The sequence below is a fragment of the Pseudotenacibaculum sp. MALMAid0570 genome, assembly GCF_040151415.1.
Taxonomy (GTDB): domain Bacteria; phylum Bacteroidota; class Bacteroidia; order Flavobacteriales; family Flavobacteriaceae; genus Polaribacter.
On sequence record NZ_JBDKWF010000044.1, the window covers coordinates 84,518 to 101,889 of the forward strand.

General features: G+C 31.4%; 15 protein-coding genes and 1 tRNA gene. 5 read left to right on the top strand and 11 right to left on the bottom strand.

Annotated features, from left to right (window positions below; all coding sequences use genetic code 11):
* Nucleotides 1-101: 101 nt before the first annotated feature.
* The 3 genes from AAON49_RS02485 to AAON49_RS02495 form a co-directional block, all read right to left on the bottom strand.
* Nucleotides 102-800: a hypothetical protein gene (locus tag AAON49_RS02485; RefSeq protein WP_349552397.1), complete on the bottom strand. Its 699-nt coding sequence runs from the start codon at nucleotides 798-800 to the stop codon at nucleotides 102-104.
* Between the two features lie 181 nt (nucleotides 801-981).
* Nucleotides 982-1,641 (bottom strand): response regulator, encoded by a 660-nt coding sequence (locus AAON49_RS02490; RefSeq protein WP_349552398.1) that lies wholly within the window; start codon nucleotides 1,639-1,641, stop codon nucleotides 982-984.
* Between the two features lie 195 nt (nucleotides 1,642-1,836).
* Nucleotides 1,837-2,265 (bottom strand): DUF4293 domain-containing protein, encoded by a 429-nt coding sequence (locus AAON49_RS02495; RefSeq protein ID WP_349552400.1) that lies wholly within the window; start codon nucleotides 2,263-2,265, stop codon nucleotides 1,837-1,839.
* Nucleotides 2,266-2,470: 205 nt separating this feature from the next.
* Between AAON49_RS02495 and rho the strand changes: the two genes are divergently transcribed.
* Nucleotides 2,471-4,081 (top strand): transcription termination factor Rho, encoded by a 1,611-nt coding sequence (gene rho, locus AAON49_RS02500; protein WP_349552402.1) that lies wholly within the window; start codon nucleotides 2,471-2,473, stop codon nucleotides 4,079-4,081.
* Between the two features lie 73 nt (nucleotides 4,082-4,154).
* On the opposite strand, the gene AAON49_RS02505 is transcribed toward rho, so the two are convergent.
* From AAON49_RS02505 to AAON49_RS02535, 7 genes are all read right to left on the bottom strand, one after another.
* Complete coding sequence (locus AAON49_RS02505; RefSeq protein ID WP_349552404.1) at nucleotides 4,155-6,308, bottom strand: peptidylprolyl isomerase; 2,154 nt, start codon at nucleotides 6,306-6,308, stop codon at nucleotides 4,155-4,157.
* 116 nt (nucleotides 6,309-6,424) lie between these two features.
* On the bottom strand, nucleotides 6,425-7,675 hold the full coding sequence (locus AAON49_RS02510; protein ID WP_349552405.1) for a hemolysin family protein: 1,251 nt from the start codon (nucleotides 7,673-7,675) through the stop codon (nucleotides 6,425-6,427).
* Entirely contained in the window at nucleotides 7,676-7,873 is a 198-nt protein-coding gene (locus tag AAON49_RS02515; RefSeq protein WP_349552407.1) for a hypothetical protein, read from the bottom strand.
* Nucleotides 7,870-8,448 carry an LPS export ABC transporter periplasmic protein LptC gene (gene lptC, locus AAON49_RS02520; RefSeq protein WP_349552408.1) on the bottom strand — a complete coding sequence of 193 codons (579 nt, stop codon included), beginning with the start codon at nucleotides 8,446-8,448 and terminating at the stop codon, nucleotides 7,870-7,872. The genes AAON49_RS02515 and lptC overlap by 4 nt, the downstream gene beginning before the upstream one ends.
* Entirely contained in the window at nucleotides 8,448-9,818 is a 1,371-nt protein-coding gene (locus tag AAON49_RS02525; protein WP_349552409.1) for a tetratricopeptide repeat protein, read from the bottom strand. The genes lptC and AAON49_RS02525 overlap by 1 nt, the downstream gene beginning before the upstream one ends.
* A 15-nt stretch (nucleotides 9,819-9,833) precedes the next feature.
* Nucleotides 9,834-11,123, bottom strand: a complete 1,290-nt coding sequence (bamG, locus tag AAON49_RS02530; protein ID WP_349552411.1) for a BamG family beta-barrel-assembly machinery protein — start codon at nucleotides 11,121-11,123, stop codon at nucleotides 9,834-9,836.
* The gene (locus AAON49_RS02535; RefSeq protein WP_349552413.1) at nucleotides 11,120-11,851 is read right to left on the bottom strand and encodes a type III pantothenate kinase; all 732 of its coding nucleotides are present in this window, start codon (nucleotides 11,849-11,851) and stop codon (nucleotides 11,120-11,122) included. Before AAON49_RS02535 ends, bamG begins: the two co-directional genes overlap by 4 nt.
* A gap of 96 nt (nucleotides 11,852-11,947) precedes the next feature.
* Here AAON49_RS02535 and AAON49_RS02540 point away from each other — a divergent pair.
* A tRNA-Phe gene (locus AAON49_RS02540) sits at nucleotides 11,948-12,023 on the top strand.
* A gap of 103 nt (nucleotides 12,024-12,126) precedes the next feature.
* Nucleotides 12,127-12,600, top strand: coding sequence for a hypothetical protein (locus tag AAON49_RS02545; protein ID WP_349552414.1), 474 nt, complete (start codon nucleotides 12,127-12,129; stop codon nucleotides 12,598-12,600).
* Between the two features lie 44 nt (nucleotides 12,601-12,644).
* Here AAON49_RS02545 and AAON49_RS02550 read toward each other — a convergent pair whose 3' ends face one another.
* The gene (locus tag AAON49_RS02550; protein WP_349552415.1) at nucleotides 12,645-13,475 is read right to left on the bottom strand and encodes a pseudouridine synthase; all 831 of its coding nucleotides are present in this window, start codon (nucleotides 13,473-13,475) and stop codon (nucleotides 12,645-12,647) included.
* Nucleotides 13,476-13,664: 189 nt separating this feature from the next.
* Here AAON49_RS02550 and AAON49_RS02555 point away from each other — a divergent pair, with 189 nt between their 5' ends.
* Both AAON49_RS02555 and AAON49_RS02560 read left to right on the top strand, forming a co-directional pair.
* The gene (locus tag AAON49_RS02555) at nucleotides 13,665-16,904 is read left to right on the top strand and encodes a two-component regulator propeller domain-containing protein (protein ID WP_349552416.1); all 3,240 of its coding nucleotides are present in this window, start codon (nucleotides 13,665-13,667) and stop codon (nucleotides 16,902-16,904) included.
* Nucleotides 16,905-16,994: 90 nt separating this feature from the next.
* On the top strand, nucleotides 16,995-17,372 hold the full coding sequence (locus AAON49_RS02560) for a T9SS type A sorting domain-containing protein (RefSeq protein ID WP_349552417.1): 378 nt from the start codon (nucleotides 16,995-16,997) through the stop codon (nucleotides 17,370-17,372).

Below are 17,372 nucleotides of genomic sequence, written 5' to 3' on the forward strand. Positions count from 1 at the left end.
ATTGTGATTGCACACAATATATAAAGTCTATTTATATATTTTCTATGTAGTATAAACAATAGTTTCCTAAATTAATATTTGTTTATTTATCATTAGAGCTTTTAATCTCCTTCATTCTCTACAACAATAACTGGTCTATTTGGATTATCACCTCCATTTCCATCATCTTCTGTGTTCTTTGCCACACTCTTACTCACAGAACTATTTACAAACTCTATATTTAAAGCTATTCCATCCTCTTTGGTAAAAGTTTGTACAAAATCAGATTGAGAAGCAGATGCATCTTCATTCAAATGTACTTCATACACATTTCTATCACCATCATAAATAAAATCTACTGAAATACCATCAACCACTTTAAAATTTAAATCGTAAGTATCGTCGCCATTTCCAGTCACTCCATAAGACTCTAAATACTCATTACTATCTCTATTTGACTTAATATCATTATCTAAAACAGTAATGGTATGTTTTTTATCTTTTTGAGTATCATTAAAGCTTACTTGTAGTTTTCCGTTTTCTAACTCAAGACCTTGACCTACTTTAGATTGTGACTCATACTCAGACGAATATAAGTAAATATTATTTGTATTGGTAGCATTGTCTTTAATGTTTTCAGAAGAGGCTCCTTTATTTAATTCATAGTTTAAAGCAAAATCACCCTTTGCATTTTTATTAAGGTTAAAAGATCTTAATAAGTCTGCAGCCGTTGGTTCATCTAAAATAGTCTCATCAGAGTTACACGATGAAAACCCGAGGGTAATGATAATTAATAATGTTGTTAAGCTTAATTTTTTCATGATTAGAAAGTTTTTTAAAAAAGGAAAATTTGGTTTTTTATTATTGTTATTTATTTAAAAAAAATAGACTTACAATGCACGCGGTAAGATATATAGAGGGGTTGGGGGATTATGTGTTCTCTTAATTTTAGGGGGTAAAATTTAATGGAATTGAGAACCATATTTTAAATTAGGGGGTAAACTATATTATCTTATTTTTTACCGCATACATTGCTAAGCCTACTGCATTTTTTACGTTTGTTTTCTTTAATAAACTTTTTCTGTACGTGTCTACCGTACTTTGACTAATATTTAATATATCAGCAATTTCTGGCGAGCTATACTCTTGCGCTATTAACTTCAAGACTTCTATTTCTCTATCGGTTAAACTATGTGCAATTGTACTTTCAGGTCTTTGTCCTGCTTTTACTTTTTGCCCAGTATACAACTTCAACAGGTTACTTTTAATGGCATCACTAAAATATTGTTCGCCTTCGTGCACTGCTTTAATCGCATTGATAATGTGTTCGCCAGCACTATCTTTGGATAAGAAACCACTAGCACCTAGTGTTAGCATTTCTTCTACGAGTTTTACATCATCATAACTAGAAAGAATAATGGTTTTAATCTTAATATCTTTTAGCTTAAAAAACTTTAAGACTTCTATACCATCATAGTGAGGCATGTTGATATCTAATATTAGAATATCGGCAGTATTGCTTTGAGCCCAATCTATGACTTCTTTACCAGTAAGAGAGTAACCCTCTACTTCAATATCTTTGTCTGTATTAATAACCGCAACAATACCTTCAATTAGTATTTTGTGATCATCAGCGACATGAACGTATATCTTTTCTTTCATTCTACGTTACAAATTTAATAGCGATGTTCATATGAGACAATACCACGAATTAGTGAAATTTTCCCCTCCCCATTTATGGGGAGAAGGTTCACTAGAATTGGGGACGCTAGCTGTTTATAAGTTTTCGGGCGTAAATATAAAAAAACCAGAGGGTTAACTCTGGTTTTTCGCACTAAATATACTAAGATGTTAGGTTTATCGCAACCTGTCTACAGATTTTACAAGATCTTCATCCTTCTTAATTGCTTTGTTTGCCATAACAGAGAACAAAATAGCAACAGTTGGTATGAACATCCCAATACCCTTCTCAGAAGAAACTTCTCCAGGTAAATTTAGAGACAGATAAATCAATATCCCTAATAAAAAAAGGTTGATCAAAATAATAACTCGACCTAATACAAATTGCAGCTGTCTATTCTTATACTTAAAAATAGAAATAACAGCTAACAAGGCCGATAAAAAAAACAATACTGGAACCGTTTTACTTAACATAGATTCATCAGAAAATAAATCCAACGCAAATTTTTTGGTTTCAGCTACTTTCCACACATCAAATGCAAAAATTAGTCCGCCAGACAAAATTGCGACCAATAATAAATAAACAGATTGTATTCTTTGTATCATCTTTTAAAAATGGAAGACAAAATTATCACTTTCTTTTTTAAAAAGAAACATTAAAAATTAAAATAATTACATATATTTGCTGTATATACAACCACGCTAAGACAATTGTATAACTCTTTATACAATCTTAATACATTCAAAAAACTATTTAATTACTTCTTAAGACACTTTAAGAACTTAATATTTACTTAATTCATAAACATACATGTTTGAAATTTCTGAACTAAAGGCAAAGACACTTGCTGAGTTACAGCAAATTGCTAAGTCTATCGGCCTTACCAAGACTAGTCAGTTGAAAAAATTGGATCTTGTTTATCAAATCTTAGATACACAAGCTGCTAACCCTAGCAAAGAAGAAAAGCCAAAATCTGACAAGCCTAAACGCAAAAGAGTTTCTAAGAAACCGGAAGCCTCTTCTGATAAGAAAAAAGAAGCTCCTGTAACTGATAAGAAACGTGAAGCTGAAGCTAAACCAGCTCCAAAAGCTGAAAATAAAAAAACTGCTACTCCTGAAAAGAAAGAAGCTACTCAAAACAATAATGACAAGGCTCAAAACAATCAGCAGAAGCAAAAGAGTAATTCTTCTAATAACCAGAACAACAATCACAGAAATCGTAATAACAATAACAATCAAAATCGTGATCATAAAAATCATAGAAACCAAAAAGGTGGAAATAGATACAAAGACCCAGATTTTGAATTTGACGGGATTATAGAAAGTGAAGGTGTTTTAGAAATGATGCCAGATGGATATGGTTTCTTAAGATCTTCAGACTACAATTATTTATCTTCTCCGGATGATATTTATGTTTCTCAGTCTCAAATCAAGTTATTTGGTTTAAAAACTGGTGATACCGTTAGAGGAAATGTAAGGCCTCCAAAAGAGGGTGAGAAATATTTTCCTTTGATTAGAGTTTCTAAAATCAATGGATTAAATCCGAATATTGTAAGAGACCGTGTTTCTTTTGAGCACTTAACTCCTCTTTTTCCAGATGAGAAATTCAATTTAGCGGAAAAAGGAAGCAGTCTTTCCACAAGGATTATCGATTTATTTTCTCCTATCGGAAAAGGACAAAGAGGAATGATCGTTGCACAGCCTAAAACTGGTAAAACAATGTTATTAAAGGATGTAGCTAACTCTATTGCTGCAAATCATCCTGAAGTATACCAAATTGTATTACTTATTGATGAAAGACCTGAAGAGGTAACAGACATGCAACGTAGTGTAAGAGGTGAAGTAGTTGCTTCTACTTTTGACGAACCTGCTGATAAGCATGTACGTGTAGCCAATATTGTTTTAGAAAAAGCAAAGAGATTGGTTGAGTGTGGACATGATGTTGTGATTCTTTTAGATTCTATTACTCGTTTGGCTAGAGCTTATAATACGGTTGCTCCTGCTTCTGGTAAGATTTTATCTGGAGGTATTGATGCAAATGCTTTACACAAACCTAAACGTTTCTTTGGAGCTGCTAGAAACATAGAGAATGGTGGTTCTTTAACCATTATTGCTACAGCCTTAACTGAAACAGGTTCTAAGATGGATGAAGTAATCTTCGAAGAATTTAAAGGAACTGGAAATATGGAGCTTCAATTAGAGCGTAATATTGCCAATAGAAGAATTTATCCTGCTATCGACTTGATTAAATCAAGTACCAGAAGAGATGATCTTTTATTAGATGACAAAACGGTTCAGCGTATGTGGGTATTGCGTAAATACTTAGCAGATATGAACCCTATTGAAGCAATGGAATTCATTAGTGAGAAAATTAAATTCTCTAGAAATAACGACGAGTTCTTAATTTCTATGAATGGTTAAATCTATCATAGATTACAAATAAAAAAGCCGCTATAAAATAGCGGCTTTTTTATTTGTAATGGACAGTATTCTTTTATTGGTTTACACCGTAGAATAATGCTCTGTAATCTTCAATATCAGAAGATTTTTTAAGTGCTTCAAAGATATTTCCTGTTCTACTTTTTCTTTCTTGAGCCAGTCTTTGTCTCGTAGATTCGTAGTTAGGTAATTCTGTTGGTTTGGTTTTCTTTGTAATTACAAAAGCAAACACTCCTTTGTTTCCATCAATTCCTTTGTACAATTGATTTTCTTTTGCATAGTACATAGCTCCAACAACATTTGGTTCAAAACCAACTCCTGTAATTGAAGGAGATTTTAAAGCAACATCATTTGCTTTTCTTACAGTAATTTTATTACTAGTAGCAATATCATTTAATGTAGCTCCACTCATTTTTTCTCTAATAAGTTTTGCTTTTTTCTCATTTAATAAAAGAGGTTTTACTCTACCAGTTGCTTTGGTAACAGGCATTAATCCTTTTTCAGTTTTTCCTACTAAAGTAGCTACAATATAACCACCTTCTGTATCAAACCTTTTAAAGTCGCCTTGTTTGGTATCTTTAGAAAACGCCCAAGTAATTACTGGCCTGTTATTCGTTCTTGGTAAGCTTGGTAATTTATCATCCAATACTTTTAATCCAACTGCTGGTCTAGTAGTATAATTTTTCTCTCTTGCAGCACTATAGAACTTGTTAGTGTTTCCGTCCATAATAGACAAAGCAAAAGTTTCTGCTTCTTGGAAAACTGCATCTTCTGTAGCTTGAGAGGCTTTAATCTCTTTTCCGAAGGTAATAAGCTTGTATGCATTTTGTTTGTTCTTCTGATCATCTATTCTAATGATATGGAATCCAAATGCTGTTTTTATTACTTCTACTTTTCCTTTCTTGTTGTTAAAGATAAATTCTGCATAGTCTTTATCAAATCTTGGGGAGAATGCATTTTGGTGATTTATCCATCCAAATTCTCCACCTTTATCTTTACTATTATCAGTATTGAATTTAGAAGCCATTTCTGCAAATTTCTTCTTGTTATTTCTCACTAATTTAAAGATACTATCTGCTGTTGCTCTTGCTTGTTCTACAGTTTGTGTAACATCAGCTCCAGCACGTGCAGCTCCAACGTGAGGAATTAAAATATAACTAGAGTTTACAGAGTCTGGTCTCTTAACAATATCTACTATTTTAGAAATCTTGTAGTTATTTCCTTCTTCATAAGGACCAAATGTATCGTTTACATTCCCAGCTACTACTTGTTGTGATATCACCGTAGGTAGTTGAGCTTCTAATACATAGTTTTCAACTAAAGGAAGGTCAGATTCATTCTCATCAAAGAAAGTCGAGTAATCGCTGGTATTTTTAAATCCTTCAATTTTAATCCCATTTCTATCTTCAGTATCTTGTAAGAAACCTGCTACTTGATTTTTTATATCATTCTTATCTCCTTCAGTAGCTTTAATTTCAAACAATACAAAAGAAAGGTCTCTTGACTCTTCTACTTGAAACTCATTCGGATGAGATTTTACGTAAGCTTCGATATCAGATTTTGAAACATTAATTAAACTGTCTGCAATGCTCGTATAAGGAACATAAACAAAGTCAGCGCTCATTAATGTATTTTCTTCATTATACGTGTCTTTTCCTTCTTGAAGTGATGCTCCTAAACCAGCAGTTACCAAATTGTTGTAGGTGTCTCTTTTAAGGTTTAATGCAATAAGGTCTTTATAATCTTCCCAAGCTTTGGCTAAAGTTTGGTCTTCTCTACTTCTAATGTCTATCCAAAATTGTTTGAACTTATCTTCATCAAACAATCCTGCTTCATTAAAGAACTGTGGATTTTGTGAAACTGAAGGGTAAGAAATCAATTGATTCCATACATCAGATTCTCCAATAGTAACTCCAGCTTCTTCTAATTGTTGATTGTAAATCTTCTCTCTTAAAAGATTGTTCCAAACAGCATTAGCTGCTTGCATTTCTGTAGCTCTGTTTTGAGTTCTAGTTTTGTAGCTATCTACTGCTTCTGCGTATTCTTGTCTAGAAATAGATTCTCCTCCTACTTCTCCTACTTCATTAACTTTTGAAGAATTAAAGAAATCTGATAATGTAGATGGATCTAATACAAAGGCAAACAACGCCAATCCAATAACAGCAATTAATGCTACAGATCTTTCTCTAATTTTTGATAAAATTGCCATAAAAGTTGATTATTTTATTTTGAATGGGCGAAGATACAATTTGCCGCTTAAATAAACAACCTGAAACCCTAGTATTTAATGAATTTTTACAAGAAAATTAACATCCAAAAAGAGACTTAATTTTCTTTGTTTTCCAAAACTTTTAAGTAAATCTCATCAATTTTTGAGGAACTAACTTTCAATATTTTAATTTGATAATTTAAGATCTCAAATTGTTCGTCTTGTTCTGGAATGTTTTCAGTATGGTTAATAATGAAGCCGCCTAATGTTTCATAAGCTTCTTCTTTTGGAATTTCAAGATCATATTCTTCATTTAAATAATCTACTTCTAGTCTGGCAGATAATTTAAATTCATATTCGTTCAGTTGTTCCTCTAAAAGCTCTTGTACATCATGTTCATCTTCTATTTCTCCAAACAGTTCTTCTACGATATCTTCAACAGTAATCATCCCTGAAGTTCCTCCGTATTCATCTACTACTACTGCAATACTTTTTCTTTTCTTCATTAATATGTTTAACACATCATTAATCATCATAGATTCTGGAACAATTTCTATGGGTAGTAATATAGATTTGATGGTTTTTGGTTTTTTAAATAATTCAAAAGCATTTACATAACCAATAATATCGTCTAAAGAGTTTTTATACACTAAGATTTTGGAGTAACCAGTTTTGATAAACGACTCCTTAAGTTCTTTGACACTTTCGTGTATTTCAATAGCCATAATCTCAGTTCTGGGAACCATAATTTCACGAGATTTCACTTTTTGAAATTCTAAAGCATTCTGAAAGATTTGTATCTCTGAATCTACATCTTCATCTTTATTTCCTGTTTCTAATTGCTCTGAGATATAGTTTCCTAATTCTTCTTTGCTAAATTCTGTTTGTTCTTCATCAGCGTCAGTTTTAAAGAACATTTTTAGGAAAAAATCTGATATTCCATTGGTAATATAAGAGAAAACATATAACAGTAAGTAGAAGAAATAAGCAGGGATTGCAAAGATTTTTAAGGTCTGATTTGCATAGATTCTAAAAATCGCTTTGGGCAAAAACTCGGCAGTAACTAAAATAATGATTGTAGAGATAATTGTTTGCGACAAAAGATTATTTATGTCAAATGCATCTAAAATAACCTTCCCCATAAAATAACTATATACAACTAAGGAAATATTATTTCCGATAAGCATTGTAGTTATAAATTTTGAAGATTTTTGGGTAAGTCTTCCTAAAATGTTTGGAATAAAGCCAGAACGTTTCTTCTCTAGCTCTATATGTAGTTTATTTGCAGAAACAAAGGCAATCTCCATTCCTGAGAAAAAAGCTGATAAGATGATAGAAATAAGAATGATGATAATATCAATCTCCATTTACTTTTGTTGGTTTCTCTTCTCTATTTTCTTTCTGAAATTTCTTTTAAAGAAGAATATTAATATGATAAAAATAGAAAATCCAAACATAAATAAGGACTTTTCTTTGTCATCATTCCATTGTAGTATTCCTTCCACAAGAAAAATAATTCCTACAACTAAATAACCATACTGTATGTAACTCCAAAGTTTATTCATAGTTCATCTTCATTTGTTATAAGGTCTCCAGTAATATTTTTAGACACCCATTTGGTTAGGTCTTCTCTAGATTCGAAGCCCGTTCCTTTTGTAAAAGTACTATCGGTTAATTTTGTAAGTACAAAAGGTTTTTCTGAGAAAAAGTATTTATTTTTTTGATCCCAAAAAAGTTGATCTGTTTCTAATTTCATTTTGTCTGTATGATTCACCACAACAACATTTCCTCTTAGCTCAGAAATGGATGTTTTAGCATAGGACAAAGCATAATCTCCAACAACGGTTACAGAGTCTTTTCCATCATTTTCATAGTTTATGATCTTCACTCCTTTTGGAAACTCGTTGTAAGGATGATTTTTACGATTGCTAAAATCATTGAGTTGCGGAGTAATTAGCTTAGAAGTAATTCGTCCAGAGTCTTTATAGACGTGATATGCATCTTTTGCAACCCCAATCGGTAAATTCTTTTCTGCTAAAAAATCACGAACTTCTTTAGAATCGTTTGTACAAGAAAAAAGCATTGCTGTGAATAAGACCACAGCAATGCTTTTCTTTAATATTTCAAAAGGTTTATTCATTATTTACCACTAGAGGTAACCTTTACATTTTCGTTAATCCAACATTTTACTTTAAAAGCATCACCTTCTTTAACTCCTTCTGTAAAGATTACTTTTTTAGAAGGGAAGTTAGCTTTATAGTTTCTCATAAACTTTGCAGCCACTGAACTAATACTTGGGTCAACAGCAGAAGCTCTTCTAACTTTGTTGTATGCTGCTACATAAGTCATTCTTTTCTGGAATTCATTCGTACCACAAGCATTAATAGAAGTTGCATATAAATTAGCAATAAACAAGTATGCTTTACCTAAGTTAGGATTTAAAGCAATAGCTTCTCTTGCTAGAGTTCTTGCTTTCGCTTTTTGTCCTCTTTTTCTTGCAGCTTGTGCAAACTTCAATTTGTAGTTAGCTTTCTTTAAAGGATCTGTCTCTAATTCAAAAGCTTTTAATCTCATTTGTTCTGCTCCAGCATTATCTCCATTTTTAGCTTTTACACCTGCTACAAATGTATATGCATCAGGTGAAGGATCTGCCTCTGCATAAGCCAATGCTAGCTTCTCAAATAAAGGATCGTCTGTACATTCTTTGTTGAACATTCTAGATACAGCTCTTTTTAACCATTTTGCATTGCTCTTGTTCGCTTCAAAATCTCTTGTATATAAAGGAACTAAACGATCACAAGTAGAAAGAGTAACAATAATATTGTCTAAACCTGTTTCAACTTGCCCTAATGCTTTAGAGTTAATTGTATAAGCTCTTAATCTACTCTTCTCTTTTTTATCAAGCTCTTGCCCTGCTTCAACTTTTTGATTCAATGGAACTAATTTTTTAGCATAATCAGCTAATTTTTCAGCTACAGACTCTAACACATCATCATACGTGTCAAATACTTTTTGTGGGTTAGTATCTTTATTATAATCTGTAATTCCTTGAAAATATCTGTAGATATTCTTAACACCCATTCTAGTTGGGTCTAAATTGTAAGCTTTATCTAACAATACAAAAACCTCATCATCAGAAGCTAATTTGTTTTTCACTAAAAAAGTAGCGTAGTCACTATGTACTTTAGCAACATCTTTATTAGGATAGTTTTCTAATCTTTGAGTATAAACTCTTTTTACCAAAGCAGCAGCAGCAGCTTTATCAGTAGCTGTCTTATACCTTTCTTTAGCAAGCTTATCTCCAAACTTATAGATGTTAATTGATAACTTTTGACAGTTGTCCATTAACCAAGTCCAATTTGAATAAGCATCATCATATTTTTTAGACTGGAAATCTCCTTTAAATAAGTTGTACTTAATAGTACATTCTTGTTGAGTAGCCTGTGCATTTACAGAACTTAACCCTAAGAAAAGAAGCATGTTAGCTAGTAAAATAATTCGTTTCTTCATTTTTAATAGTTTTTATTAATCGATTTTTCGTTTTTTAAACCATATGTCATTAAGCGATAAGCTTAATCGCAAATTTAAGTAATTCTCTTGGAGTAGACCATTATCTTGTGTTCCTCTTTTTCCATACTCAAATCCAACATTTACATTAGATATCCTATTTCCAAGTGGTAAACCTAGTCCAAAAGATATGCCAAAGTCGTCAATTGCGGTAAAAGTAGTTCCTGTTGGGACTCCATTTACAAGCAATCCGGTTTTCTCATATCTGAATCCAGCACGATAAGTTACTCTTTCCCAATAACTAGAAATTGAATTCACTTTAGGTAAGTAAAATCCTCCAAATGAAATTCTTGAAGAATTTCCATATCGGAAACTTTGTGCAGAATTGTCTAAATATCCAGTAGGTAAAAGCGCATCTTGAACTTTATAGTTCACACCTGCATACCATTTATTTTGCTTTCCTAACCCAATACCCACTATAGTTTCAAGTGGTCTTTCTAACTTACCTCTTAAAGAAGTAGCAGAAATTGTATCTCTTGGGATTTCGCTACCAAATGTTCCTCTGGTAAAAGAATAAAGATATTCATCACCTGTTGCACGTAAAGTATTGCTAAGCTTTATTGAACCTCCAACATGTAAATTTAAATCTTCTTTGATTTGAGTTTTATACTGAGCTCCAACTTTAATAGAAGCTCCTCTTATATTAGCAATTTCAGTGTTCTTTGTTCCTAAAGCAACATCTAACCTTCCATTTACAACATCGTTAGTAATATTTCCAAATAAGAAATCTGCTTCAAAACCTACAGAAAATCCTTTAAAGAGTTTAACTCCTAATCCACCATAAACTCTGTTTACAGCTCCATCTCCAGTAAATTGTGTTCTGTCTACAATATTTCCATCGGTATCTTCTATAGTGTTCACTAGTGAATATCCAACTGCCGAAGTAGGTTGCATACCAAAAACCACTCCCATTTTATCATTTAATGGAAATCCAAAACTAAAATAGCTTAAGCTAGTTGAAGTTGAAGATTGATTGGTATCTGCATCTTTAATTCTCAGTCCATTGTTTAAAATTCCAAAAACATAGGTTGCATATCTTAATTCAGACAATGAAGCTGGGTTGATAAAGTTTAAATATTGATTGCTGCTATAGGCTGCACCAATACTTCCCATACTAATTTGTTCTACTGTTCTGGTTCCGAATTCCTCTCCTACTCCAAAAATAGAGTATGGTGATGAACTTGATCTTTGAGAAAACGCTTGAATCGTTACTAATGCTGTAATGAAGAATATGATTCTTTTAATCATTCTTTATTATTAAATGTCAATATTTGATTTAATCCGTAGAGGAGAAAATTTTGATTGGCAAATATGCTATTTTTTAATTGTTTGGACAAGAATTTTGTGTCTCCACCTGTTAAAACAACTGTTAAATCTGGATATTTTGCCTTATATTGATTTATAACCCCCTCAATTTCCTGAATTACACCATTAATTATACCAGAATGAATAGCTCCTGAAGTTGAATCTCCAATTAATGAAAAATTCTCTTCTTTAGATAATAAAGGAAGTTTAGATGTATAATCATGTAATGATTTATAACGAATATTAATTCCTGGAGAAATAGCTCCTCCATGATACTGATTTATAGAATCGAGAAAATCATATGTTATGCATGTACCCGCATCTATGATTAGAACATTTTTATTTTCAAATTTACTAATTGCTGCTGCAACCAAAGCTATTCTATCTATACCTAAAGTAGTTGGAGTGCTATACAGATTTGTAAAAGAAACTTTTGTTGTACTATTTAAACTAATGAAATACTCAAATTGGTTAAGTTGAGTAGTAATTTTTTCATCAATATCTTTAACGGAAGATAGAATACAATGTTTTACAGCATACTTTTCTTTCAGATATTCAATATTTTTTCTGAAGTCTTTCTCTTCAAAAACTACACTCTCCAACAGCGTATCTGATTCAAATACAGCTGCTTTGACTTGTGTGTTGCCAACATCAATAACAAGATTCTTCATCCTTATAAAAGTGAAAGCCAAAAATACGATAGATTTTTGTAATTTTATTTGGCAGATATAAAAAACTCGTTTTATATTTGCGTCCGCTAAAGCGATGGTGCCTTAGCTCAGTTGGTAGAGCAAAGGACTGAAAATCCTTGTGTCCCTGGTTCGATTCCTGGAGGCACCACCATCAAAACCCGAACAAATTGTTCGGGTTTTTTGTTTTTATCAATATTTTTTGCAACACTCACTTTTCGCTATCGTCTTTGCAGTATAAAACTAAAACCAAGACCATGAAAAGTATTACAACCAAATTTTTTCTATTAGCATTATTTGTATCATCGATTGCTTTCTCTCAAAGTAAAGTGAAAGAACGCGACATTATAGGACAATGGAAACTTCACTTAGACTTAAGCAAAGAGATTGAAGAAAACGAAGATTCTGACGACTCTTTCGGAAAAGCATTTGCTAGAGGAATCTTAAAAACTGTAAACGAATTAGTAAATGACGCAGAAATTACTTTTGATTTCAAAAGAAATCACACTTTAGAAATCACACAACAACTTGTTGATGACGATGAAGTTGAAACCAAAAAGTATACATGGAGAATTGATAAAAAAGGAAGACTAATAACTAGTCAAATCAATGATGACAACTTACAGTTAAACAACGACAATAAATGGATGCTTAAAAAAGGCAAACTAGTTTCTGTAGATAGAAACAAAAAAATTAAAGATAATGTGTGGATGGAAAGAGTAAGAAAATAATAAATTGATTCACTAAAAAAGCCAATCTCGCGATTGGCTTTTTTTTATATCATTTGAAGGTTTATAATTTCTTGACTTGTTAACTCTCTCCATCTACCTCTTGGCAAATTCTTTTTGGTTAATCCTGCAAAAATTACACGATCTAATTTCACTACTTTATAGCCTATGTGTTCAAAAATCTTACGAACAATTCTATTTCTACCTGAGTGGATTTCAATTCCAACTTCTGTTTTGCTTTGTCCTTCTACGTAAGAAACCGCATCAATAAACACTTTTCTTCCTTCAATAATTACATCACCTCTCAACTTTTCTAAATCCTTTAAATCTAATTTTCTATCTAAAGAAGCATGGTATAACTTCCTTACATTATGTTTTGGATGTGTTAGCTTCTTAGCTAACTCACCATCATTTGTAAACATTAACAAACCTGTTGTCATTCTATCCAATCTTCCAACAGGATAAATTCTTTCTTTAGCAGCATTGTTTACCAATTCCATAACTGTTTTTCTTCCTCTATCATCTTCCATCGTAGTGATATAGTTCTTTGGTTTATTTAACAGAATATATCTTTTTTTCTCAGGAGAAATTAGTGTTCCATCAAATCTAACTTCATCTGTTGACTGAACTTTGTAACCCATTTCTGTTATCAGTTTTCCATTAACAGTCACACTACCGTGTTCTATGTATGTGTCTGCTTCTCTTCTAGAACAGATTCCGGAATTGGAAATAAACTTATTCAATCTGATACCATCAACATCAGATTTTTTTGATTGCGATGTAGGTTTTTTAAAGTCTTTTTGGAAACTTTTTTTACGTTGAGGAGAGTTGCCTTTGCTTGCGTGTCGTCCTCTCGACGAGTTTTTACGTGAATTCATTTTAAAAATTTCGGCAAAGGTAGTGCTAATTATTTGATTTTTAATTGCCTTTTTAAGAAGTCCTATTTCCTAATCTTTTTAAAATTTGACACTATTAATTAGTTTGTATATGTAGTTTAGTATTTTTATTACTTCAAAAAGTTTTTTATCAAAAGGATTAGCTTCATATTATTTTTACTAATAAATACTTTGACTTATGGTCAAAGCAAAACTTATTTTGATAAAATTGAAAGTAAAGACGAAGTTTTTAATTCATGGATTTCAGACATCTATGAAGATGACAAAGGTTTTATCTGGGTATCTACTCAAGATGGTGTTTTACGATATGATGGTTATGAATTTAAAACACTAAGAAACTTACCTAAACAAGGTAATTCAATTTCTGCTAATTGGGTAACAAAAACCAAACAAGATCAATCTGGGAATTTTTGGTTTGGAACTTATGGCGAGGGTTTAAATAAATTGGATTTAAAAGCAAATCAAATTGTTAGGTTTAACCAACAAATGCATGAAGGCTCTATAATTGCAAAAATAATTACAGATCTCGATGATAATTTATGGGTTCTTTCTGAAAAAGGCATTTCTTACAAGAGTATTACTGAAAATGTATTTAAAAAAATACATGAAAGTAGTAGGTGGTCTCACATTAGCGTTACTAAAAACGGAAAAGTTTGGATTGTTCACAATGATGATTTATATCTTTTTAATAAGAGCACAAAACAAACTGAATTAGTTACAAAACTTTATAGAAATATCGACTTTATTGAATCTATAAACAACAACTTATTTCTAGTATCAAAAAATCAAGGGCTCCTTTTTTCTAAAGACTCAATTAAAAAGGTAAGTCAACTACCAAAACACATTAAGGCTTGGTCTAATTTCAAGAATGAAGAAGCCTATTTTGCTATTCGAAATAAAGTTTACAAATATTCGCTAGAAGACCATTCTTATAAAGAAACCTTTAGCTTTAACAATATTGGATCTGTAGAATCGCTTTTTATAGATTCCAAAGGTCAATTATGGGTTGGTACAGATAAAGGGCTTTTTAAGGAAAATAAACTAGCTGCAAAATTTAATCACGATGAAATCCCTCATCATGCTAGAAGAATTGAACATAAAAAACAAACTCTTTATTTAGCGGGGAATGATGGATTGCATATCCTAAAAAACAAAACCAAAAAAACCTTATTACCCAACAAAGACCTTATTTCCATTTATATTGATGACAACAATACAATCTGGACTGGAGATATCCAAGGAAATCTATTTGAGATTGATAGTCTTTTCAGAATAAAAAAACATATAATTCCTTATAAGGATGTTTCTGGACTTCCTAATTTGTTTTCTATTGTTGAAGATGCTAAAAATAGGTTATGGTTAGGTACTTGGAATGGGATTTATATTCTAAATAAAAATGGTAATGTGCTTGATCAATTTAAATTAACCGTTGATAAGGTTGACATTAATTATAGAATTTTACAGATGATGGTTGACTCTAAAGACCGTCTTTGGATAGCTGGGCCATCAAATGGATTGTTTAAAATTGATAATTTTTCTAATTATAACTCTTCTAAAAAAGATGATTCCATTCGAAATTACCAAAATAGTTCTAACCAAAAACACACGCTGAACACAAATGTTATCATAGATATTCATGAAGACAAAAAAGGAACTATTTGGGTTGGAACTGATGCTGGTGTTAACATTTACAATGAAGAAAATGATCGTTTCGATTTTTTATCAAACAACAAAAGTCCTTTTGATGAAAAAATCATGTCTATAGAACATGATTCTGATAATAGAATATGGCTAGGAACTATAACTAAAGGAATTTTTGTTTACAATCAAGATAATCATTCATTCACACACTATGATAAAAAAGATGGATTAATCTCTAATGCTTTTTTATTTACTTCCAGCTCTAGTAGCAAAGAAGGAACTCTCTATTTCGGGACTGATCAAGGGATTCAAATAGCTGACCCAAACAAACTAAAAGAAAAGTTAACTATTCAGCAACCTATTATTACTGACTTCTCGGTGAATGCCAACGAGCAAAAAACGATTAATACATTAAGATTACCTTATCAAAAAACTATTGAACTTAAGCCTCCATATAGAAATTTTTCGATTTCTTTTTCTTCTTTGAACTTTACCAATAACGCAAAAGTAAATTATGCTTTTCAACTAGAAGGAATGAATGATCAGTGGCAGTTTACCAAAACTAAACTCAATACCGCTTACTTCACCAATATTAATAAAGGTAGTTATACTTTCAAAGTAAAAGCTTATGACACAACACAAGGAATCGATAATGGAGTAGAATCTTCAATTAAAATTATTGTTATTCCGCCATGGTATCAGTCCAGTCTTGCATATGCTTTTTATATCGCGCTATTTATAGGTCTTGTTTTTTTAATTTATTATCTACAACTGCAAAGGAAGATTGCGCAATTTAAAATAGAACAACTCAAGAAAGAAGAAAGAAGTAAGTTGCAAAAACTAATCGCAAACTTTCATTACTTAGGTCTTACTTCTGTTTTTTCAATTGATGATTTAGATACTATCAAAAGTAATCAATCTGAAATCTATGGGATCTTGAGTTACTTCGCTACTTCACTTTTTGACAAAAACAAAACTGAAGAAGTTTTAAAAGACATTACTCAAAACTGTATTTCTAAACTACATTTAGAAGACTGTGTTATTTATTGGTTAGATCAGTCTAAAAATATCCTTGTTCAAAAAGCTGCTCACGGATATAAATCATCAGAAGATCAGGAGCCAATTATTATCAATCCTATTGACATCCCAGTCGGAAAAGGAATTGTAGGTTCTGTAGCAATAAGTGGGGTTCCAGAAATCATATCTGATGTATCTCAAGACAACAGATATATTGTTGATGATATTGAACGAAAATCAGAATTGGCAGTTCCTATATTTTTAAATGGTAATGTTGTTGGAGTTATTGATTCTGAACACTCTCAAAAAAACTTCTTCACAAAAGGTCATCTAGAGATATTCCAATTGTTAGCAATACTTCTTGAAAAAAAGCTAACACAGATAGCAGATAAAAAAACACTTACAATAACTAACGATAATATCTATTTTAAAGAGTTAAAGCAAGTCATGAAAAAGCAAAAGCTATATAGAAATCCAACAATTAGTCTTGTTTCTATAGCAGAAGAACTTAACATAAGCCCTGGGTATCTTTCTAAATTAATCAATCAAATAACCCATGGTAATTTTAATGATTTCATCAATTCCTTTAGAGTAGAAGAAGTAAAGAAGAAATTAAAAAACCCTGAGTTTAACAATTACTCAATATTATCTATTGGCTTAGAATCTGGCTTTAACTCTAAATCTGTATTTTATACTGCATTTAAAAAACACACAGGTTTCTCTCCTTCTGAATACAAAAGCAATAAACTATAATGAGTTGTCCTATTTTTTGAAGTTTACAAAATACAGGACTTCTAAAAAGAACTGAAAAGTACCTTAGCTTCTAAAAACATCCCTAGAAGCATGAAACAAGCATTTTTTGGTCTTATTTTATTATACAGTTTAGGAGCTTTTGCCCAAACTACACATACTATTAGTGTATTGGTAGATCAACCTGCAAACTGTCAAACATTAAGCACTGAAGATTTGGAACAGAATACTTTTTCATTATATCCAAATCCAGTGAAAGACCGTCTTAATATAGAATCTAAATCTCTAGAGGAAATAAAAGAGATCGTGATTTATAATATTATTGGGCAAAAAATTACAAAGAGCCTATACAATATAAGAACTACTCAAACATCTATTAACACTAAACATCTTAAGAAAGGAATTTATTTTATTCAAATAAGAACAATAAGAAGAACCTACGATTATAAAATTGTTATTAAAGAAAATTAA

What these genes read in the sequence shown, in the direction of transcription:
- AAON49_RS02485 (WP_349552397.1), bottom strand. Translation starts at nt 800, where the DNA reads ATGAAAAAATTAAGCTTAACAACATTATTAATTATCATTACCCTCGGG.
- AAON49_RS02490 (WP_349552398.1), bottom strand. Translation starts at nt 1,641, where the DNA reads ATGAAAGAAAAGATATACGTTCATGTCGCTGATGATCACAAAATACTA.
- AAON49_RS02495 (WP_349552400.1), bottom strand. Translation starts at nt 2,265, where the DNA reads ATGATACAAAGAATACAATCTGTTTATTTATTATTGGTCGCAATTTTG.
- rho (WP_349552402.1), top strand. Translation starts at nt 2,471, where the DNA reads ATGTTTGAAATTTCTGAACTAAAGGCAAAGACACTTGCTGAGTTACAG.
- AAON49_RS02505 (WP_349552404.1), bottom strand. Translation starts at nt 6,308, where the DNA reads ATGGCAATTTTATCAAAAATTAGAGAAAGATCTGTAGCATTAATTGCT.
- AAON49_RS02510 (WP_349552405.1), bottom strand. Translation starts at nt 7,675, where the DNA reads ATGGAGATTGATATTATCATCATTCTTATTTCTATCATCTTATCAGCT.
- AAON49_RS02515 (WP_349552407.1), bottom strand. Translation starts at nt 7,873, where the DNA reads ATGAATAAACTTTGGAGTTACATACAGTATGGTTATTTAGTTGTAGGA.
- lptC (WP_349552408.1), bottom strand. Translation starts at nt 8,448, where the DNA reads ATGAATAAACCTTTTGAAATATTAAAGAAAAGCATTGCTGTGGTCTTA.
- AAON49_RS02525 (WP_349552409.1), bottom strand. Translation starts at nt 9,818, where the DNA reads ATGAAGAAACGAATTATTTTACTAGCTAACATGCTTCTTTTCTTAGGG.
- bamG (WP_349552411.1), bottom strand. Translation starts at nt 11,123, where the DNA reads ATGATTAAAAGAATCATATTCTTCATTACAGCATTAGTAACGATTCAA.
- AAON49_RS02535 (WP_349552413.1), bottom strand. Translation starts at nt 11,851, where the DNA reads ATGAAGAATCTTGTTATTGATGTTGGCAACACACAAGTCAAAGCAGCT.
- AAON49_RS02545 (WP_349552414.1), top strand. Translation starts at nt 12,127, where the DNA reads ATGAAAAGTATTACAACCAAATTTTTTCTATTAGCATTATTTGTATCA.
- AAON49_RS02550 (WP_349552415.1), bottom strand. Translation starts at nt 13,475, where the DNA reads ATGAATTCACGTAAAAACTCGTCGAGAGGACGACACGCAAGCAAAGGC.
- AAON49_RS02560 (WP_349552417.1), top strand. Translation starts at nt 16,995, where the DNA reads ATGAAACAAGCATTTTTTGGTCTTATTTTATTATACAGTTTAGGAGCT.